At 74.6% G+C, this 23,079-nt stretch carries 14 protein-coding genes and 1 pseudogene; 4 read left to right on the top strand and 11 right to left on the bottom strand.

Features of this window, described 5'->3' with window-relative positions; translation table 11 throughout:
• From HYE82_RS17780 to HYE82_RS17770, 3 genes and pseudogenes are all read right to left on the bottom strand, one after another.
• Window positions 1-445: pseudogene (locus tag HYE82_RS17780) on the bottom strand (hypothetical protein); the annotation flags it as partial.
• 176 nt (window positions 446-621) lie between these two features.
• Window positions 622-2,262 carry an acyl-CoA synthetase gene (locus HYE82_RS17775; protein ID WP_309144354.1) on the bottom strand — a complete coding sequence of 547 codons (1,641 nt, stop codon included), beginning with the start codon at window positions 2,260-2,262 and terminating at the stop codon, window positions 622-624.
• Between the two features lie 14 nt (window positions 2,263-2,276).
• Window positions 2,277-3,386: a nitronate monooxygenase family protein gene (locus tag HYE82_RS17770; protein ID WP_179175066.1), complete on the bottom strand. Its 1,110-nt coding sequence runs from the start codon at window positions 3,384-3,386 to the stop codon at window positions 2,277-2,279.
• A 144-nt stretch (window positions 3,387-3,530) separates the two neighbouring features.
• On the opposite strand from HYE82_RS17770, the gene HYE82_RS17765 reads away from it, so the two are divergent.
• A complete protein-coding gene (locus HYE82_RS17765) occupies window positions 3,531-5,711 on the top strand; it encodes a serine hydrolase domain-containing protein (protein WP_179175065.1) in 2,181 nt (726 codons plus the stop codon).
• A gap of 86 nt (window positions 5,712-5,797) precedes the next feature.
• Here the strand turns inward: HYE82_RS17765 and HYE82_RS17760 are convergent, their stop codons facing one another.
• Window positions 5,798-11,644, bottom strand: a complete 5,847-nt coding sequence (locus tag HYE82_RS17760; protein ID WP_179175064.1) for a TIR domain-containing protein — start codon at window positions 11,642-11,644, stop codon at window positions 5,798-5,800.
• 146 nt (window positions 11,645-11,790) lie between these two features.
• Here HYE82_RS17760 and HYE82_RS17755 point away from each other — a divergent pair, with 146 nt between their 5' ends.
• A complete protein-coding gene (locus tag HYE82_RS17755; protein WP_179175063.1) occupies window positions 11,791-12,978 on the top strand; it encodes an SLC13 family permease in 1,188 nt (395 codons plus the stop codon).
• Between the two features lie 101 nt (window positions 12,979-13,079).
• Here HYE82_RS17755 and HYE82_RS17750 read toward each other — a convergent pair whose 3' ends face one another.
• The 4 genes from HYE82_RS17750 to HYE82_RS17735 all read right to left on the bottom strand — a co-directional run bounded on the left by HYE82_RS17750 (window position 13,080) and on the right by HYE82_RS17735 (window position 16,312).
• Window positions 13,080-13,919, bottom strand: coding sequence for an inositol monophosphatase family protein (locus HYE82_RS17750; RefSeq protein WP_179175062.1), 840 nt, complete (start codon window positions 13,917-13,919; stop codon window positions 13,080-13,082).
• On the bottom strand, window positions 13,897-14,523 hold the full coding sequence (locus HYE82_RS17745; RefSeq protein ID WP_179175061.1) for a hypothetical protein: 627 nt from the start codon (window positions 14,521-14,523) through the stop codon (window positions 13,897-13,899). Before HYE82_RS17745 ends, HYE82_RS17750 begins: the two co-directional genes overlap by 23 nt.
• 19 nt (window positions 14,524-14,542) lie before the next feature.
• The gene (locus tag HYE82_RS17740) at window positions 14,543-15,487 is read right to left on the bottom strand and encodes a hypothetical protein (protein WP_179175060.1); all 945 of its coding nucleotides are present in this window, start codon (window positions 15,485-15,487) and stop codon (window positions 14,543-14,545) included.
• Window positions 15,488-15,685: 198 nt separating this feature from the next.
• Window positions 15,686-16,312, bottom strand: a complete 627-nt coding sequence (locus HYE82_RS17735) for a TetR/AcrR family transcriptional regulator (RefSeq protein ID WP_179175059.1) — start codon at window positions 16,310-16,312, stop codon at window positions 15,686-15,688.
• 96 nt (window positions 16,313-16,408) lie between these two features.
• Here HYE82_RS17735 and HYE82_RS17730 point away from each other — a divergent pair, with 96 nt between their 5' ends.
• Complete coding sequence (locus HYE82_RS17730; protein ID WP_179175058.1) at window positions 16,409-17,593, top strand: FAD-dependent monooxygenase; 1,185 nt, start codon at window positions 16,409-16,411, stop codon at window positions 17,591-17,593.
• A gap of 71 nt (window positions 17,594-17,664) precedes the next feature.
• The gene (locus HYE82_RS17725) at window positions 17,665-18,126 is read left to right on the top strand and encodes a nitroreductase family deazaflavin-dependent oxidoreductase (protein WP_179175057.1); all 462 of its coding nucleotides are present in this window, start codon (window positions 17,665-17,667) and stop codon (window positions 18,124-18,126) included.
• Window positions 18,127-18,145: 19 nt separating this feature from the next.
• Here HYE82_RS17725 and HYE82_RS17720 read toward each other — a convergent pair whose 3' ends face one another.
• The 3 genes from HYE82_RS17720 to HYE82_RS17710 form a co-directional block, all read right to left on the bottom strand.
• A complete protein-coding gene (locus tag HYE82_RS17720; protein WP_309144355.1) occupies window positions 18,146-19,717 on the bottom strand; it encodes an NAD(P)/FAD-dependent oxidoreductase in 1,572 nt (523 codons plus the stop codon).
• Between the two features lie 83 nt (window positions 19,718-19,800).
• A complete protein-coding gene (locus HYE82_RS17715; protein WP_179175055.1) occupies window positions 19,801-21,945 on the bottom strand; it encodes a serine/threonine-protein kinase in 2,145 nt (714 codons plus the stop codon).
• A 33-nt stretch (window positions 21,946-21,978) separates the two neighbouring features.
• Entirely contained in the window at window positions 21,979-22,863 is an 885-nt protein-coding gene (locus HYE82_RS17710; protein WP_179175054.1) for an oxygenase MpaB family protein, read from the bottom strand.
• Between the last annotated feature and the right edge of the window lie 216 nt (window positions 22,864-23,079).

Below are 23,079 nucleotides of genomic sequence, written 5' to 3'. Positions count from 1 at the left end.
CGCCACCACCGGTGCCGCCGGAACCGACGTTGGTGCCGCTGCCGCCGCCACCGCCGCCGCCACCCCCGCCGCCGGCACCCCAGGCCTGGATGAACACCGAGGTCACGCCCGGCGGGGGCACGAAGGTCCCGTCGTTGGTGTACTCCTGCACCCCGTGGTGCGGAAGCTTCTGTTCCTGCTTCTGCTTCGGCTTCGGCTTCGACTCGTCGGCCCCGGGCGGCGGCCCGTCCTCCGGGCGGAGGTCTTCGGCCCGGGGGGGCTCGTCGTGTCCCGGCGGCGGCTCCAGCAGGTCCCTGGCGGAGGTGACCGCACGGGCCGCGGGGTCTCCGGCCGCCTGGGCCAGTGGGGACATGACCAGCAGCTGGCCGGTGACGGCCGCCGCCGTGAGGGCCGCCACGCCCAGGGCCCGGTGCCGTGAGCGGCGGGAGGTGGTACTCGCGTTCATGACTTCCTTACCTCCCCGGCCCGTACGGCGGCCCGGGGAGTGCGGTGAGAGTGGCACGAGATGCGGACGTTCTGGTCCGCTGCGCCATCTCACCGTTGCCCTCGCGCATTCCGCCGCAGGCACCGCCGCCCGATACTCCGGCCGGCCCTCGATGTTGCGCCGGTCGGACCAAGCGGTCAGACCGCCCGGTCGCGGCCTTCCCAGTACGGGTCGCGCAGCCGCCGCTTGTACAGCTTGCCGTTGGGGTCACGGGGCATCTCCGCGATGAAGTCGACCGTCCTGGGCCGCTTGTAGCCGGCCAGCAGGCCCGCGCAGTGCGCCAGGACCCCGGCGGCCAGCGCCTCCCCCGGCACGTGGCCGTCGGCCGGCTCGACGACCGCCTTGACCTCCTCGCCCCAGTCGGCGTGCGGGATGCCGAAGACGGCGGCGTCGGCGACCGCCGGATGGGTGAGGAGCGCGGCCTCTATCTCGGCGGGGTAGATGTTGACCCCGCCCGAGATGATCATGTCGATCTTGCGGTCGCGGAGGAAGAGGTAGCCCTCCTCGTCCAGCAGCCCGAGGTCGCCGACCGTGAAGAAGTCCCCGATGCGGTTCTTCTGCGTCTTGCCCTCGTCCTTGTGGTAGCTGAAGCCGCCGGTGTTCATCTTCATGTAGACGGTGCCGACCTCCCCGGCCGGCAGCCGGTTGCCGTCGTCGTCGAAGACGGCGAGCTCGCTGATCGGCCAGGCCCGGCCGACCGTCCCCGGCCTCTTCAGCCAGTCCTCGGCGGTGGCGAAGGCGCCGCCGCCCTCGCTGGCCGCGTAGTACTCCTCCACGCACTGCCCCCACCAGGCGATCATCGCCCGTTTGACGTGGTCCGGACAGGGGGCGGCGCCGTGGACGGCGTGCCGCATGGAGCCCACGTCGTACGCCGACCGGGTCGCCTCCGGGAGCGCGAGCAGCCGGTGGAACTGGGTGGGGACCATGTGCGTGTGGGTGCACCGGTGGACTTGGATCAGCCGCAGCATCTCCTGCGGCGTCCACTTGTCCATCAGCACCAGCGGGTGGCCGATGTGCAGCGAGGCGCCGGCGAACTGCAGGACCGCCGTGTGGTACAGCGGCGAGCAGACCAGGTGCACGTTGCCGTCGAACGGACGGATGCCGAAGATGCCGAGGAAGCCGCCGAGGTGGGTCTCCTCGGGGGTCTTGCCGGGCAGCGGGCGGCGTATGCCGCGGGGGCGGCCGGTGGTGCCCGAGGTGTAGTTCATGACCCAGCCGAGGGTGCGCCCCTCGGGGGGTGTGCCGGGCCTGCCGTCGAGGAGTCCGGCGTACGGGCGGAAGCCGGGTACGGTGCCGACGGCGTAGCGGTGGGTCGCGGGCAGGGCGGCCTCGTCGGCCGCCGCGGTGGCGGCGTCCCCGAAGCGCTGGTGGGCGATGAGGACCTTGGCCCCGGAGTCGGACACGATCCAGGCGATCTCGGGGCCCACGAGGTGGTGGTTGACGGGGACGAGGTAGAAGCCGGCCTGGGTGGCGGCGAGGTAGGCGGTCAGGAACTCGACGCCGTTGGGCAGGACCACGGCGAACGCGTCGCCCCGCTCCAGCCCGGCGGCGCGCAGGCCGTGGACGAGGCGGTTGGCGTCGGCGTGCAGCCGGCCGGCCGTCCACTCCTCCCCTTGGGGGGTGACCAGGACGACCCGCTGCGCGTCGGCGGCGGCCTGGGCCCAGAACCCTCCCGCGGTCTGCCGTCCGGCGCCGCTCGCACTGCCGCCTGCGGTCCCGCTCCCGCTTCCGCTGCCCTTCGGGCTCCCGTTCCCGTTCGTGCCCGTCACGCTGCTCACGTGGGTCACCCCTCTCACACGGCTCGGCCGGCGATGCGGTTGATGCGGTCGACGGCCTTCTCGAAGCCGCGGGTGAGGTCGTCGAAGACGGCCTGGACGCTGCGCTCGGCGTTCATGCGGCCGACGATCTGGCCGACGGGGGTGCCGAGCAGCGGCTGGACCTCGTACTTCTGGATGCGGGAGAGCGCCTCGGCGACCAGCAGGCCCTGGAGGGGCATCGGCAGGGCACCGGGGCCGTCCGGGTCGTCCCAGGCGTCGGTCCACTCGGTGCGCAGCTGGCGGGCGGGCTTGCCGGTGAGGGCGCGGGAGCGGACGGTGTCGCCTGAGCCGGCGGCGAGGAGCTTCCCGGTGAGGGCGCGGGAGTGCAGGTCGGCCTCGGTGGTGGTCAGCCAGAGGGAGCCGAGCCAGACGCCCTGCGCGCCGAGGGCGAGTCCGGCGGCGATCTGCTCGCCGCTGCCGATGCCGCCGGCGGCGAGGACGGGGAGCGGGGCGACGGCCTCGGCGATCTCGGGGACGAGCACCATGGTGGCGATCTCGCCGGTGTGGCCGCCGGCCTCGTACCCCTGGGCGACGACGATGTCGATGCCTGCGTCGGCGTGCCGGCGGGCGTGCTTGGCGCTCCCGGCGAGGGCGGCGACGAGGACGCCGCGGTCGTGGGCGCGGGCGATGACGTCGGGGGGCGGGGAACCGAGGGCGTTCGCGAGGAGTTTGACGGGATAGTCGAAAGCCGCGTCGAGCTGGGCGCGGGCGACCTGCTCCATCCAGCCGGTGATCCGCCAGCCGGAGGCCTCGCCCTCGGGGAGCTCGGGGACGTGGTGCTCGGCGAGGGTGTCGCGGACGAAGTCGCGGTGCCCGGCCGGGATCATCGCCTCGATCTCGGCCTCGCCGATGCCGTCGACGGCCTTCTTGGCCGGCATGACGACGTCGAGGCCGTACGGCTTGCCGTCGGTGTGCGCCTGCATCCAGTCGAGGTCGCGCCGCAGGTCGTCCGGGGCGGTGTAGCGGACCGCGCCGAGCACGCCGAAGCCGCCGGCGCGGGTGATGGCCGCGGCGACGGCGGGGAAGGGGGTGAAGCCGAAGAGGGCGTGCTCGACTCCCAGTCTCGTGCTCAGCTCCGTCTGCATGGGCGGCAGCATGCCGCAGCCCGGCGGCCGAGGGAAGGGGTTTTCTGATGCCTCGTCAGATTCTTTGACGGGTGGTCGATGCGGGGTGCGCGCCGCGGGCGGGCAGATACTTCGAGAGCCGATCGGGCGGACAGGAGGCCCACCATGGAGGCACGCACGGGGGACGGCACGGCGCACCGCGTCCGGGCCGCAGAAGCGCCCCCCGACCACGTCCGGGCTGCAGCCCGGGACCGCAGGGACGGCAGCGCCGCGGCATCCGGCCCGCCGGCCGCCGACGGGCGCGCGGCCCCCGCCGGGATCGCTGCCTCCGGCAGCGACGGCAACGGCGACAGCCGCGTGGACGGCGACGGGACCGCACGCCGCCACCGCATCGCTTCTGCCGCCCTGTCAGGCGCCCACGTCGGGAACCACCGGCACGGCGGCGGCGGTCCCCCGCGCGGTGTCACCGACAGCCGCACGACGGCATGCGCCGAGGAGGCCGTGCCCGCCGCCGGCGGCAACGGAGGCGGAGGGCAGGACGACGACAGCAGCGGCAGCGGCACCGGTGTCGGGTTGAGCCGGCGGCGGCTCGGGGGGCGGTTGCTGGCGCTGGGCGGGGTGCTGCTGCTGCACGGGGCACTGCCCGGGGCCGCGGGGGCCGCGGGCAACCCGGCCGAGCGGCGGGCGCTCCAGGGGCTGCGCCTGCGGTACGGGTCCGCGCGCCAGGCCGGGCTGCTGGAGCGGCACCTGGAGCAGGTGGCGGAGGAGGCCCGGCGGTTCCTCGACCCGTCCCCCCTGCACCCCTACTACGCCGGGGCAGTGGTCCTCGCGGGCCGTGGCCGGACCATCGCCCTGCACCGGGCGATGGGCTGCGCCGTGCGGTACGAGGACTACGACGGCCGGACCGACCTCGCCCGGGAGTTCCCGGCGGCGCAGCGCATCGCGATGGCGGAGGACACCGTCTTCGACCTGGCATCGCTGACCAAGCTGTTCACCTCGCTGCTCGCGGTGCAGCAGATGGAGCGCGGCCGGCTGGAGCTGGAGGCTCCGGTGGACCGGTACCTGCCCGAGTTCACCGGCGGCGGCAAGGAGCTGATCACGGTCCGGCAGCTGCTCACCCACACCTCGGGGCTGCGCTCGTGGGCGCCGTTCTACAAGGAGCCCGACCGTGCGGGGCAGTTGCGGCTGCTGTGGTCCGTGCGACCGCAGGAGCCGCCCGGGTCGGTGTACCGCTACTCGGACCTCAACCTCATCACGCTCCAGCTGCTCCTGGAACGGATCACCGGCCACACTCTGGATCTCCTGCTCCACGACGAGATCACCGGCCCCCTCGGGATGCACCGCACCCGTTACAACCCACCGCTCTCCTGGCGCCGCGTCACGGCCGCCACCGAGGTCCAGCGCCCGCCCTGGTCCGGCCTCGACCGCGGACTGGTCTGGGGCCGGGTCCACGACGAGAACGCGCACGCCCTCGGCGGCGTCGCCGGCCACGCCGGCATCTTCGGCACGGCCTGGGACCTCGCCGTCCTCGCCCGCACCCTCCTCGACGGCGGGATCCACGCCGGCAAGCGCATCCTGCGCCCCGCCTCCGTCGAACTGCTCTTCACCGACTTCAACACCGCCTTCCCCGGTGACGACCACGGCCTCGGCTTCGAGCTCTACCAGCACTGGTACATGGGCGCGATGGCCACCCCGCACTCCGCCGGCCACACCGGATTCACCGGCACCTCCCTCGTCCTGGACCCCTCCACCGACTCCTTCCTCGTCCTGCTCGGCAACTCCGTACACCCCGTCCGCACCTGGCGGGCCGGCAGTGCCCCACGGGTCGCGGTCGGCAACCGCTTCGCCCGTGCCGTCCCCGTCCGGACCCGGCACGGCGGCGCGGCCTGGTTCTCCGGTATGGAGCCCGGCGCCTCCGGCACCCTGACGTTGCCCCCGCTCACCCCGGCCACCGCCGAGGCCAGGCTGCGCTGCGCCGTGTGGTGGGACACCGTGCCCGGCGAGGGCGCCTTCCACCTGGAGGCCTCGGCGGACGGCACGGTCTGGGAGCCGCTGCCGTTCAGCACGGTCCGCACCACGGGCGGCTCCCCGGAGCAGTGGCCGCAAGGCCGTGCCGACGGCTGGTCGGGCCGCATCTGGCACCGCCTGGAGGCGCCCCTCACGGCCTGGGCGGGCCGGCCGGTGCACCTGCGCTTCCGGCACGCCGCGACCGGCCGCCATGTGGGGCGGGGGGTGTACGTGGACGTCGTACGGGTGGCGGAACGGGCCCGGCTGCTGTTCTCGGAGGACCGCCCGACCGATGCCTCCACCGTCCGCGCGGTCGGCTGGACCCGCTCGGCGGACTGACACGCAGGCGGCGCCCCCGGCCCCCGGGGGCGCCGCCGCACCGGATCACGCGGCGGGCAGGCCCCGCCCTTGCCCCGCACACCCGCTCACAGCTCCTCCCCCAGCGGAAGCCGCCGGATGCTCGGCAGGTAGTCGTCCAGCTCTCCCGGGGTGAACCGGGACATTCCGACGACGTGCCAGAACTCGCCGGCCACGTCGCCTTCGTACTTGTAGCCGCCCGACGGGGTGAGCGTCGCCCAGCCGCCCGCCAGCCCCATCAGGGTGGCGCGCAGCGACGGCGCTTCCGCTCCCGCTGCCGGGAGGTTCCACAGCCGCACCGTGCCGTCCTCGGCGCCGCTGGCGAGGCTGGTGCCGTCCGGGGAGAAGGCGAGCGAGAGCACCCGGCCGGTGTGGCCGACGAGGTCGGCGACGTGCTCGCCGGTCCCGGCGTCCCACAGGCAGACGCTGCGGTCGTCGCCCGCGGCGGCCAACAGCGGCCGGGCCGGATGGGCGGCCACGGCCCACAGCCGGCCCCCGCGCCCGCGCAGGCGCAGGGCCGGCTGCCCGTCGCGCCAGACGATGACGGTGCCGTCCCAGCTCGCGCTCGCCAGCCAGCCGCCGCTCCCCTGCCCGTACGCGACGCCGTACACGCGGTCGGCGTGCCCGGCACCGCCGCTCCCCCCGAGCTCCGCCGTGAGCCGGCCGCTCCTGGCGTCCCACACGCGGACGAAGCTGTCGTCGCAGCCGGTGGCCAGGGTGTCGCCGTCCGAGCGGAAGGCGATCGAGCGGACCCGGCCCCGGTGCGCGTCCAGGGTGGAGACGGGGGAGCCGGTGGGGCGGAACCAGACCCGGACGGAGTCGTCGTCGTTGGCGGTGGCGAGGAGGGTGCCGTCGGCGTTGAAGGCCTCCGCCCAGACGTGCTCGGTCTCGGCGTCGAGTTCGCGCATGTAGGTGCCGCCCGCCGGGTCCCACAGGTAGATGTCGCCGTCGTTGCTGGCGGTGGCCAGGAGGGGTTCGACGGGGCTGAACGCGGCCGAGACCAGCCGGTCACCGCGCCCGAGGAGCTCTTGGGTGCGCCGTCCGCTGCGGGTTTCCCACAGCCGTACGACGCCGTCGTTGCCGGCGGTCGCCAGCTGCGCGCCGTCCGCGCTGAAGGCGACCCCGCTGATCCGGCGGCCGTGGCCGCGCAGGATGCGCTTGCCCTGGCCGGTGGCGGCGTCCCAGATCTGTGCGCCGCCGTCGTTGCCGATGCTGAGCAGCTGGCTGTCGCCGGGACGGAAGGCGCAGGCCCAGGCGGTGCCGCGGTGCTCGGTGGGTTGCTGGGGGTGGAGGGCGACCGTGTACCCGTGCGGGCGGTTGGCGACCGTCCACAGCCGGACCGTGCCGTTGCTGTCGCAGGCGGCGAGGAGCCTGCCGTCGTCTGCGAACAGCACCTGGTAGACGGCGCCGGTGCTGCGTTCGAGGGTTCCGGCGGGGGTGCCGACGACGGGGTCCCACAGCCGCACCTGGCCGTCGGTGTCGCCGCTGGCCAGGAGGTTTCCGTCGGGGTGGAAGTCGAGGACGTACACGCGGCCGGTGTGTCCGGTGAACTCGTGCAGCAGCCGCGCGTCGGCCGTGCGCCAGACCCGGACCGTGCCTCCCTGCCCGGCCGCGCCCCGGTCGGCGGTGGCGAAGAGCGTGCCGTCGGGGCTGAACCGGGCGCGGTAGACGGCCCCTTCATGGCCGCCGATCTCCCGGACGCACCGGCCGGTGGCGAGGTCCCAGAGGCGCACCCGGGCGTTGGCGTCGCCGGTGAGCAGGGTGCCGCCGGGGCCGTGGACGGCTGTGTAGACGGGGGCGGTGTGGCCGGGCAGCCGGTGCACGGGCGCGCCTGTGGCCACGTCCCAGACGGTGACGAGGCCCTCGCCGTCGCCGGTGGCCAGCAGGGTGCCGTCCGGGTCGAGGGAGAGCGGCCACACCCCGTCGGGGTGGATGTCCAGGCGGTGGCGGCAGGCCCCGGTCACCGGGTCCCAGAGCCGGACGACGCCGTCGGAACCGCCGGTGGCGATGACGTTCGCGCGGAACTTCACGGCGTACACGCGGCCTTCGTGGCCCTGGAGGGTGCGCACCGCGCGGCCGTCGTCGCCGCCGCAGACCAGGATGGAGCCGTCCTCGCTGCCGACGGCGAGGAGTTCGCCGTCGGGACTGTACGCGATGGGTTCGGGGAGGCGGCTGGTGCGGATGCCGAAGCCGTACGGGACGCCGACCGCCGAGGGACGCAGGCCCGCGTCGACGGGCATGCCGGGGGCGATCGCGGCGGTTCCGAGTTCGGGGACGGCCCGCACGTCGTCGTCCATGGTCACGTCGATGAGCGCGGCCCGGTGCCAGCGGCTGCCCGCCAGCCGGGCGCCCCGCAGGTCGGCGCGGGTGAGCCGGGCCCGGCTGAGGTTGGCGCCGGTCAGGTCGGCCCGGCTCAGGTCGGCGCGGTCGAGGCGGGCGCCGGCGAGCAGGGTGCCCCGCAGCAGGGCGCCGGACAGGTTGGCGCCGATCAGTCGGGCGTCGGTCAGGTCGGCGTCGGTGAGGTCGACTCCGGAGAAGTCGCGGTGCGAGAGGTCCTCGCCGGCCAGCCGGGCGCCGCGGAGGTCGGCGTTGGCGGGCACCCGGAGGCGGTCGCTGATGCGGACGGCGTTGGCGCGGGCGGCGTCGCTGACCCCGCGTCCGGGTGAGTCGAGGACCTCGCGGACCCAGCGGGCGCACTGCTCGTGGTCGGCGAGGTCGCAGAAGAACTCGACGGCGAGCTGGCTGAGCGGGCGGGCGGAGAGCAGGGCGTGCTGCCCGCGGCCGAGCTGGCGTGCGGCTTCCCGCGCCACCAGCCATTCGATGACGGATCCGTGGATGAACTGGAAGACGCCGTCGTCGCTGCGTACGAGCAGGCTGCCCGCGCCGACGGCCTGGGCGCGTTCGGCGGGGGTGAGCGGGGACTCGGTGAGCTCGCTGAGGGTGGCGGCCACGGTTTCGGTGAGCTCGTCCAGACGGAGGGCGGTGCGGCCGGTCTCCCACAGCCGCCAGGCCAGTGCGGTGACCGCGGCCCACAGCTCGGTGAGGGTGAGCCCGGGCGGGGCGCCGGGCCCGCCCTGGCCGCGCGCCTCCTCGTATTCCAGCCAGGCGGTGAACACGTCCTCGTACAGGCGGGCCGGGCTGAGCGCGCGCCCCGCTCCGGCGACGGCCCTGAGCTGGTCCTGGCTCAGGCCGGCGACGAAGGAGAGGAGCCTGGGGTTGCGGCAGAGCATCAGCAGGTCGGGGATGTTCCGCAGGAGCCGGTAGCGGTGGTCGGCGGCGTGCTCGTCCCCGTAGCTGCGGCCGAGGTAGGAGCGGATCTGCGCCGGGGTGAAGCCCTCGACGGACAGGATGCGGCGCTGGGGCAGCAGTCCGACGCGTTCGCCGAGGGCGGTGAGGACCTGGGCGTGCGATTTGAAGTGCTGGGTGCGGCTGCTGACGACGATCTTGGCGCTGTCGACGGCGGCGTCGAGGAGGACCTGGAGGTGGTCGGCTGCGCGGTCGTAGCTGACGCGGTGGACGAGTTCGTCGAAGCCGTCGAAGAGGAGGACGACGCGGCCCTGGGCGAGCATGTAGCGCAGTGCCCGCAGGTCGATGGTGTCGACTTCGTGGCCGGCGAGGTGGGCGGCGACCAGGCCTTCGAGGCTGTGGGCCCGGTCGAGGGTGTTGAGCGGGATGAGCAGCGGGGTCAGGTGCGGGAGCTGTCCGGCGATGCGGCGGGCCAGTTCCCGCAGGGCGAAGGTCTTGCCGTGTCCGAAGTCGCCGAGCAGCAGGACGAACCGGCCGTGGTCGGATTCGAGGAGTTCCAGCAGCTCCTCGACGAGGCCGTCGCGTTCCTGGCCGTCGGGGCGATCGGCGTCGCGGTAGCGCTGGGGGAGGTAGAGGGAGGGCGGGTACTGCTCGCTGGCGACGAGCCGGGCGGTCTGGGCGGCGACGTAGCCGCGCAGGTCGAGCAGGCCCTGGAACTCGATGAAGCTGCGTACCCTGACCTGTACGCCGTGGCGGGCCGCCCGCTGGCGCAGGGCGCCGTTCGGTGCCTCGCCGCCGTAGACGAGGACGGCCTCGGAGCCGGGGTCGGTGGCGTGGACCTGGGTGATGAACCGGTCGAGTTCGTCCTCGGCGGGGGTGCCCGGGTGGACGGCTATGCGCTGCTGCCGGACGACGCCGTCGTCGGCTTCCCGCCAGGTGGCCATGATCTGCACCATGTCGCCCGGTTCGCGGCGCGGTATGTCGCGCAGCCGCACGCCTTCCCTGCGGACCCGGCAGACCTCCTTGACGCGCTCGGCGAGCGAGGCGGCCGGGTCGTCGAGGGGTGCCCGGCCCCGGTTGCGTTCGACGTGGATGACGGCGGGGAGTTCGGGGACGGGGAAGACGCGGCGGGTCTGCCGCCACTCGGCGGGGAAGTGCTCGCCGGCGCCGGTGATCCGGTCGTCCCAGCGTGTGACGCCGTCGGCGGTGACCTGGAGCAGTTGGAACCGGGCGGGGGCGGCGGAGCCGAACAGCGGGAGCCCGCCGGCGGGGCCGGCGAGCCGGGAGCGGCCGGGGTCGGCGGTGGTGCTGCGGGGGCCGCCGGTCGGGCCGTGCAGGAGCAGGTGCAGCCGGGGGGCGGCGAGCCGGGCGAGGGTGTCGGCGTCCTTCAGCCCGCCGGGGCCGCCGACGGCGTCTCCGGGGCGGCGGCCGTCGGTGAGGGGGTGGCGGAGGGCGCCGATGCGGAGCCAGCCCTCTTCCTCGTACGTGCGCATGGCCTCGGCGAACCAGGCGGCCTGGTCGCGGCCGATGAACCCGTACTGCTCCTCGGGGCGGTGGCTGTAGGCGATCGTGGAGTTGAAGCCGGCGACGACGGTGCTCAGTTCGGGGACGGGGAAGAGGGTCCACGGCTGGTCGCTGTCGAAGACGGTGTCCAGGCCCTGGTAGAGACCGCGGAAGAGCCGGGTGTAGTGGCGCCATTTCGGCCAGTACGGCGGCTGCGGCGCGACCTCGTCGGCCTCGCAGGTGTGGAAGTAGGCCTGGGAGGCGGCCTGGTTCACGTCCTGCGCGCCGGGCACCACCATCACCCGCTGGGGGGACAGGTCGAGCTGGGAGCGCAGGGTGGTGAGGAAGCTGAGGGCCTGGTCGCATTCGCGGGGGCTGCCGGACGCGGTGAGGTCCCCGGTGACGACCATCAGGTCGGGGGCGGGTGCTCCGGCGTCCCTGAGCATGATGAGGTCGCCGCGGATCTGCCGGCTGAGCGAGTCGGGCTCGCGGCCGCGCCCGAAGTCGGGCCCGGCCAGGTGCAGGACGGTGACGGCGTCCCGGGTGCTGCCGCCGGCCGGCGAGGCCTGCGGGTAGAGCGGCGCCCTGGCCGGGCGGCGGCGCCCGGGCCAGCCGGGGCCTGCGAGCGCGCTCGGCTGCGGCCGGGCCGGGTTGGGCTGTTCCGGGTGCCGGGCGGGGGTGGTCGCGCCGCCCGGGTAGCCGGGCCGGCGGCCCGGGCGGGCGTGCCCGTCGACTGCCTGCTCGACCCTGGTGAGCAGCAGGGAGCGGGCGGCGTCGGGGTCGGCGACGCCGACGAGGTCGACGTAGGTGATGGTGGCGAGGAGCCCTTCTACGGGCATCTCGTCCACGCGCACGGTGAGCAGGCGCCGCTCGGGCGACTCGGGCGAGGCGCGGAGGGCGGCCTGCCATTCCATGCGGCCGTAGGTGGAGCGCTCGTAGTGGCGGGACAGGACGGCGACGACCGCCACGGACTCGCTGACCCCGCGGTCCATGAAGTCGATGAAGTTGGTTCCCGGCACGAAGTCCCAGGCCTGGACGACCGTCCGGTAGCCGGCTTCCTCCAGGGTCCAGGCGATCCAGGCGGCCCATGGTTCGTCTGCCGGCGAGTAGCTGATGAAGAAGTCGAACTCTCTTGCGGGAGCGCCGAATTGCCCGTCCGTCATCATGGATCCATGGTAGGGCCGGGCGGCCGCAGTCGACCTTGTTCCGGCAAGGACGGCCCGAGCACCCCCGACGGCCGCCGGGGCCGTCCGCCCTGTTCCGCCCACGGCCGTCTGACGGTCCTGCGCGTGTGTGTGCGAGTCTGTTCGCCGTGTCTTTCCTCAGACGTCTGCATGGACTCGACTGGCTGGCCGGCGGGCTGCTCGCGCTCGGCGTGCTCTGCGTTGCCACGGGCCTCCTCCCCGCGGGCCCGGCCGGGAACGTGGTCGAACGCATCGGCCCCCTGCTGGTCTTCCTCGCCACGGTCATCGTCCTCGCCGAACTGACGGGCAAGGCGGAGGTCTTCGACGTGCTCGCCACCTGGGTGGCGCGCGCGGGCCGGGGGAACTACCCCCTCCTGTTCGGGCTGTGCGTGGCGTTCGCGTCCCTCACCACCATCACCCTCAACCTGGACACCACGGCGGTGCTGCTGACCCCGGTGATGCTGGCGCTCGCGACCCGGGTGGGCATCGCGTCCGTACCGCTGGCGATGACCACGGTGTGGCTGGCGAACACGGCGAGCCTGCTGCTGCCCGTGTCGAACCTGACGAACCTGCTGGCCGCGGACCGGGTGGCGCTGGCCCCGTCGGAGATGGCCGCCGCCATGTGGGCGCCGCAGCTGGCGGCCATAACGGTCACGATGGCCTGTCTGTGGGGCTTCTACTGGCGCCTGGGCGCCCGCGGCGAGCTCCGCTACGAGCCGCCGTCGCCACCGAGTCCGGCGGACCGGGTCCTGTTCCGGGTGTGCGCGGTGGCGTGCGCCGGATTCCTGCTGGCCATCCTCGCCGACGTGCCGCTGTGGGCGGCGTCGCTCACCGCCGCACTGGTGGTGGTGGCGGCCTTCGCGGTGCGCAGCCGGGACACGCTCCGCCTCTCCTTGATCCCCTGGCGGCTCCTCGTCCTCGTACCGGGCATGTTCCTGGTCGTGGAGACGGCCAGCACGCACGGGCTGCAGGAGATACTGGCGACGGCGATCGGCTCCGACAACGGCCCCGTGGGGATGCTGAGGTCCGCCGCGGTCGGCGCCGGCTTCTCCAACATACTGAACAACCTCCCGGCCTACATGGCGGGCGAGGCCGCGATCCCCGAGGCCAATCACCAGCAGCTGCTGGCCCAACTGATCGGTGTCAACGTGGGCCCCGTCGTCACGCCGTGGGCCTCACTGGCCACGCTGCTGTGGTTCGAACGGTGCCGCTGGCACGGGACGCGGATCGACCTGGGCCGCTTCCTCGGCACGGGACTGGTGTTGGCCGTGTCGGGCACGCTGGCGGCGACGGTGGCCCTCGCGGCCACCGCCTAGGTCCGCCCCGACGGCCCGCCGTTCGGGCCCGTCGCACGGTTCAGCGGGCGCACCGGGCCGGGCTGGCAGCGCCACGGTCCGCACGGTCCGGTGCGGCGGGGTCAGCCTGACGTCCGCTCCACCGCGGCCCCCACCTCCCGCAGCAGGTACGCGAGGGTCCCGCCGCGCGCGGCCACGAAGCTGCGCCCGGTGTCGTCGCCGGCGAAGCCGGGCCGGAACTCCGCCCCGGACAGGGTGCGCAGGTCGACGCCCGCCTCGGCCGCGAGCAGCGCGCCGGTCGGCAGGTCCACGCCCTCGGCGCGGTATCCGACGAAGGCGTCGATCGTGCCGCGCGCCAGCAGGCTCCAGCCGAGCAGCGGCGCCCACAGCTGCAGGACGCGCCGGCAGCCCGGTTCGAGCGCCCCGCGCAGCGCCTTGGCGGTGGCGTCGCCGCGGCCCACGGCGTATCCCTGGGTCCAGGCGACGACGGGCCCGGTGCGCGGGAGGATGGGGCTGGGGCCCGGCAGTGGCCCCGACGGCCCGTGCGCCCCGTGGCCCCTGACCGCGTGCCAGGTCTCCCCCGTGACCGGTTCGTGCACGACGCCCATGACGGGGGTGCTGCCGAGGCACAGGCCGATGCCCACCACGAACGCGGGCAGTCCGATCGCGACGTTGTTGCTGCCGTCCAACGGATCGACCAGCCAGGTGCGTTCGCCGGCGGCCTCGAGGAGACCCGCCTCCTCCGAGAGGATCCGGTCGTGCGGGAAGTGGTGCTGGATGCGGCTGAGGACGAGTTCCTCGGCGGCGAGGTCGAGGTCGACCTGTACGTCGCCGCTGTCGCCCTTGGTCCGCAGGCACCGCGCCGTGCCGAAGCGGCTCCGCAGCAGGCCGCCCGCCTCCTCCGCCGCGGCGACGGCGACCTGCCGTTCGTGGTCGAAGTCAGGCAGCCCGCTGTTCGGCATGGATCCTCCTGAGGACGGCGTGGACGCTGCGCACGGTCAGTTCGGTGTCGCACAGCCGACGGGTCGTGCGGCGGGCGCGGCCGTCGACCGGCCCGAGCGAGAGGTCGGCCTGTCCGGGTACGGACAGCCCGTGGACCAGGGTGGCCGCGGGTTCCGGGCCCTCCAGGGCGGTGGCGTGGAACTCGCCCGCGGTCAGGGTGTACGTCTCGCCCCGGGAGGTGATGTGGGCAGGGCCGAGCTCGCTGCGCACGAGGAGCGGGGTGGGGCGGATCTCGTCGACGCCGTCGCTGCGGCTGTGCACCTCGAACACGCGGTGGGTGGCGTCTTCCTCCCCGTCGCCGACCGACCGCACGTGTACGGGAAGGTTGGCCACCCGCCCGTACAGCACGCGGCTGCGGAGTTCCCAGCTGTGGGCGTGCAGCGGGGACGCGCCCGGCTCGGCGCGGTCGCCCGCCTCGAAGAGGTGCACGCAGATGCCGCGGGGATCCTCTCTGAGCAGGGGGAGGCAGAGGAATCCGAGGGGGTGGCGAACCGCACGTAACTGCCTTTCCCCGGAGGCGATCTCCTCCAGGGTGACGAGTGTCCTTTCGAGCTCGTGGTCCATGGGGGCGCGCCGGAGCGCCTCACCTCCTGTAGGGGTCCTCCGCGTGCAGGGCCTTCTCGATGATCTTGCCGATGTCGCTGTCGGTGAACACGCGCGGAAGCGGGAGCCGCAGTTCGTCGAAGAGGGTGCGCACCTCGTCGACGGTGGGCTCCTGGCCGAGCGGTGACGCGACGCGCAGGTCGAGCACCGTGGCCTGCTCCCGGCTCTGGTGCAGCTCGGTCACGTAGTAGTCGTAGAGCGGCTGCCCCCGCTCCACGAGCAGGTTGACCCTGGACTGGTCGTCCTGGGTGATGACGAGGCAGGTTTCGGACAAGTCGAAGCGCAGCGTGGGCACGGCGGACGAGAGGTGCACGCTGATCTCCAGCGTGGTCAGCTGCCGCTGGTACCAGCAGGCGGCGAGGACGGTCGCGTACGATTCCCGGCGGACCCGGTCGGTGGTCCACGGTTCGTCGCCGCGGCGCTGCCCGCCGAACATCTGCCGGAACCGGGCGTACGCGGAGCAGGCCCGCTCGTCGGCCGGGTTGACGATGTCGATCTTCACGTTGAGCTGGGACCGCTGCTCCTTGGCCGCGGCCACGCACAGGGGCAGGGTGACGGCCCGCAGGTAGGTCCCGGTGCCGCCCTTGAAATACCAGAGGTTGGTGCGCTGGCGGGCCTTGCGCAGTGCCTCGCCGACCTCGTTGCCGGAGAGCGAGCGCACCATGGCGAGGTCCTCCAGGGCCCGCCGGGTGCCGAGCATCGCGTCCTGGATGGCGGCGGGGCGGCGTACGCGCTCCACGATCGACCCGGTCGCGAGCAGGCCCAGGACGACCAGCGTGGCTCCGGAGGAGACGTCGTCGCTGACGACGTCACCGAAGATCTCCAGGAACCCGACGCCCATGGCGACGCAGAGGGCGACCACGACGTCGGCGTTGCGCAGCACCCACGCCACCAAGCGCTCCAGCCGCCCCACTGGTGCTGCCATGCACGCCTCCTCCCCCGTCGGCTGTTCCGATGGTAGGAGATGCCGCGGCGGCGCCACCAGAGCAACTTCCCGTCGTGCGGGGGGCGCACCGCCTGCGTGCGGCAGCACGGCGGCGGCCGCCGGGGACTGCGGCGGGGGCTGTCCGGCGCCACGCACTGCAGTTCGGCGATCACGCCCCGATCCCGGGGCGCCGGCGCGTCAGTCGAGGGCTGCGTCGAGCATCCGGCGTACGACGGCGGCCAGTTCGGCCTGGTCGGGGACCGGTCGGGAGCGGGCGAGGGCGCCGACGAGCCGGTCGTGGAGGAGTCCGTCGGTCCAGGCGACCAGGAGTTCGGCGGCCTCCTGGGGCCGGGGTGCGCCCAGCTCGCCGAGGATCGCGGCCGCCCAAGCGCGGACGGCCCGGCCGGCGCGCGCGAACTCCGGTTCCAGTTCGGGGTTGCGGGCGGCTTCCAGGCTGAGTTCGAAGCGGGCCAGCTGCCGGGACCGGCCGGTGGTCAGCCACCGGTGCAGCAGCGCGGCGGAGGCCGCGGCCACCTCGTCCCGGCCGGCCGGTGCGGGGCGGTCCGCACGCCCGTAGTCCGCCACGTCCAGTTCGGCGAGGCGCTGGTAGCAGGCGCCGATCAGGGCGGTGCGGGTGCGGAAGTAGTACGAGGTGCTGCCCGGCGGCAGCTGCGCGGCGCCGTCGACGGCCCGGTGGGTCAGGCCGCGCAGGCCGGCGGCGGCCACGAGCTCGATCGCGGTGTCGGCGATCAGCGTTCTGCGGTCCGCGGCTCCCGGGCGGGGGTCGGAGCTTGCGGAGGACGGGCCGGCGTCAGGGGTGGACATGGATCCACTCTACAGATGTAGAGTGGATCCGCAGGACCCTCTACGGATGTAGAGGGCAGGTGCCGGATACGGCGTTCGGACCGGGAGGGGACGGGCATGCCTCAGCGTCATGCGGTCGTGGCGGGTGCGGGGATCGGCGGGCTCACGGCGGCGGTGGCCCTGCACCGCCGCGGCTGGCGGGTCACCCTGTGCGAGCGGGCACCGGGGCCGTCCGCCGCCGGTGCCGGGATCGTCCTCGCGCCCAACGCCCTGCGCGCCTTCGACACCGTCGGATTCGACGCCGGCCGCGCCGCCGGACGGGCCGTCCCGGCCGCGATGGGGCTGCGCCGGCAGGGGGGCCGCTGGCTCAGCCGCTCCGGCACGGCCGCGCTGACGGCCCGCTACGGCCGGCCCCCGCTCGCCGTGTACCGCCCGGCCCTCGCCGCCGGGCTGGCCGCCGAACTCCCGGCGGGGGTGATCCGGTACGGGGCCGCCGTCACCGGGGTCGACGGCCCCGACGGCGCCCCGCTCGTCCGTACCACCGCCGGCGACCTCCGCGCCGATGTGGTCCTCGCCGCCGACGGCATCCACAGCGCGCTGCGCCGCCGGTACTTCCCGGACCACCCCGGCCTGCGGTACAGCGGGGAGACCGCCTGGCGCACCGTGCTGCCGGCCGCCGAGATCCCGGCGCCCCTGCCGGCCACCGCCGAGACCTGGGGCCGAGGCGAGCGCTTCGGCATCGTCCCGCTCGGCGACGGCGGCGCGTACCTGTACGCCACCGCCGTCGTCCCCGAGGGGTACCGGCCCGCGGACGTCCGCGCCGAACTCCTGCGCCGCTACGGCACCTGGCACGACCCGATCCCCGCGCTGATCGGGCGGATCGACCCCGCGGCCGTCCTCCAGCACGACCTGTACGACCTGGCCGCCCCGCTCCCCCGCTTCCACCACGGCCGGATCGCCTGGCTCGGCGACGCCGCGCACGCCATGACCCCCAATCTCGGCCAGGGCGGCTGCCAGGCCGTCGAGGACGCCGTCGTCCTGGCGCACCTCCTCGACGCGGCGGCCGGATCGGAAGCCGGGATCCCCGCTGCGCTCGCCGCCTACAGTGCGGCCCGGTGCGCCCGTACGGACGCGATCCGGGTCCGGTCCCGGCGCGCCGGCCGGGTGGCCGCCCAGGCCCACCCCCTCGCGGTGGCCGCCCGCGACCTCGCCGTCCGGGTCGTCCCGGAGCGCGCCCGGCAGCGGGCGATGGACGACCTGTTCGACGGGTTCACCCTTCCGGGGGTGCCCGTCCCGGCATAAGACCGCCCCCGCCGCCGTTGACACCCGTGTTGATCCATGGCCGCACCCGCAGCGAAGGCAGGCAGGAGCACATGACGAGCACGGACATCGACTGGGACAACCCGAAGGACCCCCGGCCGGGCTGGCAGCTCGACCACGTCAGGCAGTACGTCGAGTCGAAGGGGGCGGAGGGCCAGTTCTGGCGGGGCACCCAGACGCTCCTCCTCACCACCCTCGGCCGGGTCTCCGGAGACCCGGTGCGCACCCCGCTCATCTACGGCGAGGCCGACGGCGCCTACCTCGTCGTCGCGTCGCGGGGCGGCTCCGTCGAGCACCCGCTCTGGTACCGGAACCTGGTCGCCCACCCCGAGGTGCGCATCCAGGTCGGCCCGAAGGTCATGCAGGGCAGGGCCCGTACGGCCACGCCCGAGGAACGCGCCGCGTACTGGCCGGTCATGGTCGGGCACTGGCCCGCGTACGACGACTACCAGCGCAGCACCGAGCGCGAGATCCCGATCGTCGTCATCGAACCGGCGGACGCTCCCGCCCGGTAGCGGCGGCACACCCCGCGGCTCAGCGCCCCAGCGCCGCCATCGCGGCGTTGTGGCCGGGGACGCCGCTCACACCGCCGCCGCGCACGGCGCCGGCCCCGCACAGCAGGACGTTCGGGTACGGGGTCTCCACGCCCCACCGGCCCGTGCCGAAGGCGCCGGCGTCCCCGGCGTCCGCGTCCCGGTAGGGCCAGGACAGCTCCCGGTGGAAGATGTTCCCGCCGGGCAGCCGCAGTTCGCGCTCCAGGTCGAGCGGGGTCTTGGCCTCGATGCAGGGCCGGCCGTCCGCGTCGAAGGCGAGGCAGTCGGTGATCGGCTCGGCGAGGTGCGCGTCGAGCTGGGCGAGAGTGGCGGTCAGCAGCACTTCCCGGGTGCCCTGGTTGTCCTTCTCGAACAGCCGCGCGGGCGTGTGCAGGCCGAACAGCGTCAGCGTCTGGTAGCCCTGCTCCACCAGCTCCGGGCCGAGGATCGTCGGGTCGGTCAGCGAATGGCAGTAGATCTCCGAGGGCGGCACGGACGGCAGCTCCCCTGCCGCGGCCTCGGCGTGGGCCCGCGCCAGTTCGGCGTACCCCTCGGCGATGTGGAAGGTGCCGCCGAAGGCCTCGCGGGGGTCGACGGAGGTGTCCCGGAGCCGGGGCAGCCGCCGCAGCAGCATGTTCACCTTCAGCTGGGCGCCCTCGGCGGGCGGCGACAGCGGCTCCTGGCCGAGGAGTTCGGCCAGCGCCCGCGGGGAGGCGTTGACCAGCACCGTGCGCGCGGCGACCCGCCCCTCGCCGGTCGCCGTGCGGAAGACCACCTCGGCGGGTTCGGTCCCGGTGCCGTCGGTGTCGATGCGCAGGACCTCGTGCCCGGTCGCGATGTGCGCGCCGGCGGCCCGTGCGGCCCCGGCCAGCGCATCGGTGAGGGCGCCCATGCCGCCGACGGGGACGTCCCAGTCGCCCGTGCCGCCGCCGATGACGTGGTAGAGGAAGCAGCGGTTCTGGGCGAGGGAGGGGGCGTGGGCGTCCGCGAAGGTGCCGATGAGGCCGTCGGTGAGGACCACGCCCCGCACCAGGTCGTCCGCGAAGTGCTCCTCGACGGCCCGCCCGAGGGGCTCCTCGAACAGCATTCGCCAGGCCTCTTCGTCGCCGATCCGGTCCCGCAGCTGCGCCCGTGTGGGCAGCGGCTCGGTCAGGGTGGGGAAGACCTTCCCGGCGACCTGCCGGACCGTCCCGTAGAAGGCCCGCCAGCTGTCGTACTCCCGCTCCGAGCCGGTCAGCCGCGCGAAGGACTCCCGGGTGCGGCCCTCGTCGGCACCGACGAGCAGCCCGCCGGGGCGGCCGCCGCGCTCGGCCGGCGTGTACGAGGACACCGCGCGCCGGCGGACCGCGAAGTCCAGCCCCAGATCGCGCACGATCTTCGCCGGGAGCAGCGACACGAGGTAGGAATAGCGCGACAGGCGGGCGTCGACCCCCGCGAAGGGGCGGGTGGAGACCGCGGCCCCGCCGGTGTGGCCGAGCCGTTCCAGGACCAGCACCGAACGGCCCGCCCGGGCCAGGTACGCGGCGGCGACCAGGCCGTTGTGCCCGCCGCCCACGATCACGTCGTCGTACACGTCCCGGCGGAGACCACCGCCGCCGTCGCCCTCGCCGCCCCTGCCGTTGCCGCCGTCGCCGTGCGCGTCCCGCCCGAAGGTCGTCATGGCTCTTGGTAGCACACCTGGGCGAGCCGCTCCAGACAGTGGGCCTCGTCGGCATGGGCCGCGACCGTCTCCGGGTGGTCGTCGCCGAGGGAGCGCTCGCGGACACCGGAGATCTCCCGGTAGAGGGGCAGCGCTTCGTCCCAGCGGCCCAGCCGGCCGAGGCCGACGGCGAGCTCGCGCAGGCTGACCAGGGTGTCGGGGTGTTCGGCGCCGAGCGCCCGCGCCCGGGCCCCGGCCACCTGCCGGGCCTCGTCGACCGCCTCCTCCCAGCGGTCGAGCCGGCCCAGGTTGACGCCGAGGACGTGCCGGGCGCGGAGCGTCTCCGGATCGGCGGCGCCGTACGCCCGGGTGCGGTCGCGGACCAGGCCCCGGAACAGGTCCAGGGCCTGGGCGACTCGGCCGGTGCGGGCGAGCGCGATGCCGACCTCGTAGCGGGCGGCGAGCGTGTCGGGATGGTCGCGGCCGATCACCCGTTCCCGGGCGGCGGCCACCTCACGGAAGCCTTGGAGGGCCTCCTCCCAGCGTTCGAGACGGCCCAGCGCGTACGCCGCCTCGTACCGGGTCAGCAGCGTGTCCGGGTGCTCGGCGCCCAGGACGACCGCCCGGTCGGCGGCCGTCTCGGCGGCGGCGTGGTGCGCCTCGGCGTACCGGCCCAGCGCCCCGAGGGCGCAGGCCAGGTTGTGGCGGCAGTGCAGGGTGTCGCGGTGGAGCGGGCCCATGCTGCGTTCGCGGCCGACGAGCACCGCCCGGTACACGTCGAACGCCTCCTGGTGGCGGCCCAGCCTGCCCAGCTCGTACGCGGCCTCCTGGCGCGCGGCCAGGGTGTCGGGGTGGTCCGCGCCGAGGAGCCGTGTGCGGCCGTGGGCCACGGCCTCGTACGTGGCCAGCGCCTCCTCTGGACGGCCGGCCCGGCTGAGGGCGAAGGCCCGGGCGTGGCCGGCGGCGAGCGCAGCCGCGGAGCCGGTGTCGGAGTCGAAGCCGTCGGCACCGAGCGCGTCGAGCCCCGTGCCGATGCCGATGCCCGTGGCGGTGCCCGCGCCGGAGCCGTCGAAGACGGTGGCGCGGGGCACCCCGTACGGTGCGGTGAGCCGCGGGTCCTCCGAGGCGGCCGGGCGCAGGATCCGGTGCCCGCCGCTCGGGCGCGCCGCCGTCCAGGAGCCGGTCAGCACGGCCCATTCGTCGCTCGCGGGACGGGCGTCGATGCCGGCCTTGCGGCCCGCGGTCATGTCCTGCGCCCAGACGGGCAGCGGCGGGGCGTGGCCGGACGACGGCATGCCGGCGTGGAGGCGGTCCTCCACGAGCCGGCGGTGCAGGTCGCGGGCGTCGCCGGGCCGGTCGTCGGGGCACTTGGCCAGCAGCTCCAGCACGACCTGCTCGAAGTACTCGGGCAGCTCCGGGCGGTGCCGGCGCGGCGGCACGGGCACGTTGTCCCGGTGCCCGACCAGCACCGACCAGGAGTCGCCGAGGTCGAACGGCGGGGCCCCGGTCGCGATCTCGTACAGGACGCAGCCGAGGGAGTACAGGTCGCTGCGGTGGTCGAGCTCGCCGCCGGCGATCTGCTCGGGCGACATGTAGTGCGGGGTGCCCATGGCCATGCCGCCGCCGGTGAGCTTGGCGGTGAACCCGATGTCGTGGGCGAGGCGGGCGATGCCGAAGTCGCAGATCTTCACCGTGCCGTCGGTGAGCCGCATGATGTTGGCGGGCTTGAGGTCGCGGTGCACGACACCCTGGGCGTGGGTGTACCCGAGGGCTGCGGCCAGCTGCTCGGCGATGTCGACGACCACGTCCACGGGGAGCGGGCTCGCCTGGTTCTCCTCCATGAGCTGGCTGAGGTTGCGGCCGTCGAGGAGCTCCATGACCAGGTAGAGCGGGCCCCCGGCGGCGCTGTCGTCGCCGAAGTCGTGGATGACGGTGACACCGCGGTGCTGGAGGGAGGCGGCGACGCGGGCCTCGCGGCGGAAGCGCTCGCGCAGGACCTGGGTGAAGTGGTTGTCCCGTTCCGCACCGAGCGGTTTGAGACATTTGACCGCGACGTGCCGGCCGAGCGACTCGTCCCGGGCGCGCCACACTTCGCCCATGCCGCCGCGCCCGATCAGATCGAGTGACCGGTACCGGCCCTGGATCAGTCTGGACTCCGCCATGTCTTAAAGCCGCCCCCGTTGTCGTGCTACGTCCTACGCCCTCCCCGGCCGGTCAAGTATGGCCGCTGATGCACGCAGTGTGTACGCCGAGGGACGGCTCCCGGGGCCCATGCGCCGCATCGCGTTCAAGATGTGACCTGGAGGCAGCTGCCAGCGCAGACCTGCGGGAACGCTGCGCAGCAGGGTACCGGTGAGGCGCAGGCGCCGAGTCACGGTCCGCGGGGGCGGCGCGGGCCTGCCGTACAGCCGGTGAGCGTGGCCGGGGAGGGTGCCGTACGCGAGTGCGGCGAGCGGGGTCCACAGCAGTTTTCGGCCAGGGAGGAAGACGGCGGGGACGGGCGGACTGCGCAGGAAATCGTCCACGGCACGGGCGTCGGCCCCGGCGGCGAGCACCGGCCGGACCTGCTCGAAGTACGCGGCAAGCCCGTGCGTGTCGGCGGGGACGGCATCCGGGTCCAGGCCGACGAGGCGGGCGCTCACCCGGTTCTCGTCGACGTAGCGGTCGGCCTGGGCGGGGGTCAGGGGGACCCCGGAGCGGCGCAGGACGTGCAGAAAGCTGTCGATCTGTGCGCAGTGCACCCACAGCAGCAGCTCGGGGTCGTCGACGCGGAACCGCTCTCCGGTGGCGGGGTCGGTGGCGGACAGTGCCCCGTGGATCCGGCGGACCCGTGCACCGGCGGCTTCGGCGGCCGCGGTGGTGCCGTAGGTGACGGTGCCGACGAAGTCGGCGGTGCGCAGCAGCCGCCCCCAGGCGTCGTTGCGGAAGTCGGAATTGGCCAGAACGGCGTGCACGGCGCGCGGGTGCAGGGCCTGGAGCCAGAGAGCGCGCACCCCGGCGATCCACATGACCGGATCGCCGTGGCACTGCCAGGTGACGGAAGCGGGCCCGTAGAGCCCCGGATCGGCTCCGCCGCTCATCCTCGCCTCCCTGATGCCGTGGAGCCCGGTGACCGTGGAGCCCGTTGCGCCCATACGGCACCCGGCCGCGTCGAGCGTCCCACCCCAGGACCACCGCCCGCCACGGTGCGTCTCCGGATGCGTCTTCACGGCGCGCCTCCCGCCCCTTGACCCGGCCGCCGCCCCCGCCGGGTGAGGAGGCGGGGGGATCTGCCGGTGGAGCGGGTGCCGGGGTGG

This window comes from Streptomyces sp. BR123, from assembly GCF_013401435.1.
Classification (GTDB): domain Bacteria; phylum Actinomycetota; class Actinomycetes; order Streptomycetales; family Streptomycetaceae; genus Streptomyces.
Note: the sequence above shows the minus strand (reverse complement) of the source record. Positions and strands in the feature narration are given on the sequence as shown.

Coding starts and splice junctions, on each gene's coding strand:
- HYE82_RS17770 (WP_179175066.1), bottom strand. CDS start 3,386: ATGCAGACGGAGCTGAGCACGAGACTGGGAGTCGAGCACGCCCTCTTC.
- HYE82_RS17765 (WP_179175065.1), top strand. CDS start 3,531: ATGGAGGCACGCACGGGGGACGGCACGGCGCACCGCGTCCGGGCCGCA.
- HYE82_RS17760 (WP_179175064.1), bottom strand. CDS start 11,644: ATGATGACGGACGGGCAATTCGGCGCTCCCGCAAGAGAGTTCGACTTC.
- HYE82_RS17750 (WP_179175062.1), bottom strand. CDS start 13,919: ATGCCGAACAGCGGGCTGCCTGACTTCGACCACGAACGGCAGGTCGCC.
- HYE82_RS17745 (WP_179175061.1), bottom strand. CDS start 14,523: ATGGACCACGAGCTCGAAAGGACACTCGTCACCCTGGAGGAGATCGCC.
- HYE82_RS17740 (WP_179175060.1), bottom strand. CDS start 15,487: ATGGCAGCACCAGTGGGGCGGCTGGAGCGCTTGGTGGCGTGGGTGCTG.
- HYE82_RS17735 (WP_179175059.1), bottom strand. CDS start 16,312: ATGTCCACCCCTGACGCCGGCCCGTCCTCCGCAAGCTCCGACCCCCGC.
- HYE82_RS17730 (WP_179175058.1), top strand. CDS start 16,409: ATGCCTCAGCGTCATGCGGTCGTGGCGGGTGCGGGGATCGGCGGGCTC.
- HYE82_RS17725 (WP_179175057.1), top strand. CDS start 17,665: ATGACGAGCACGGACATCGACTGGGACAACCCGAAGGACCCCCGGCCG.
- HYE82_RS17715 (WP_179175055.1), bottom strand. CDS start 21,945: ATGGCGGAGTCCAGACTGATCCAGGGCCGGTACCGGTCACTCGATCTG.
- HYE82_RS17710 (WP_179175054.1), bottom strand. CDS start 22,863: ATGAGCGGCGGAGCCGATCCGGGGCTCTACGGGCCCGCTTCCGTCACC.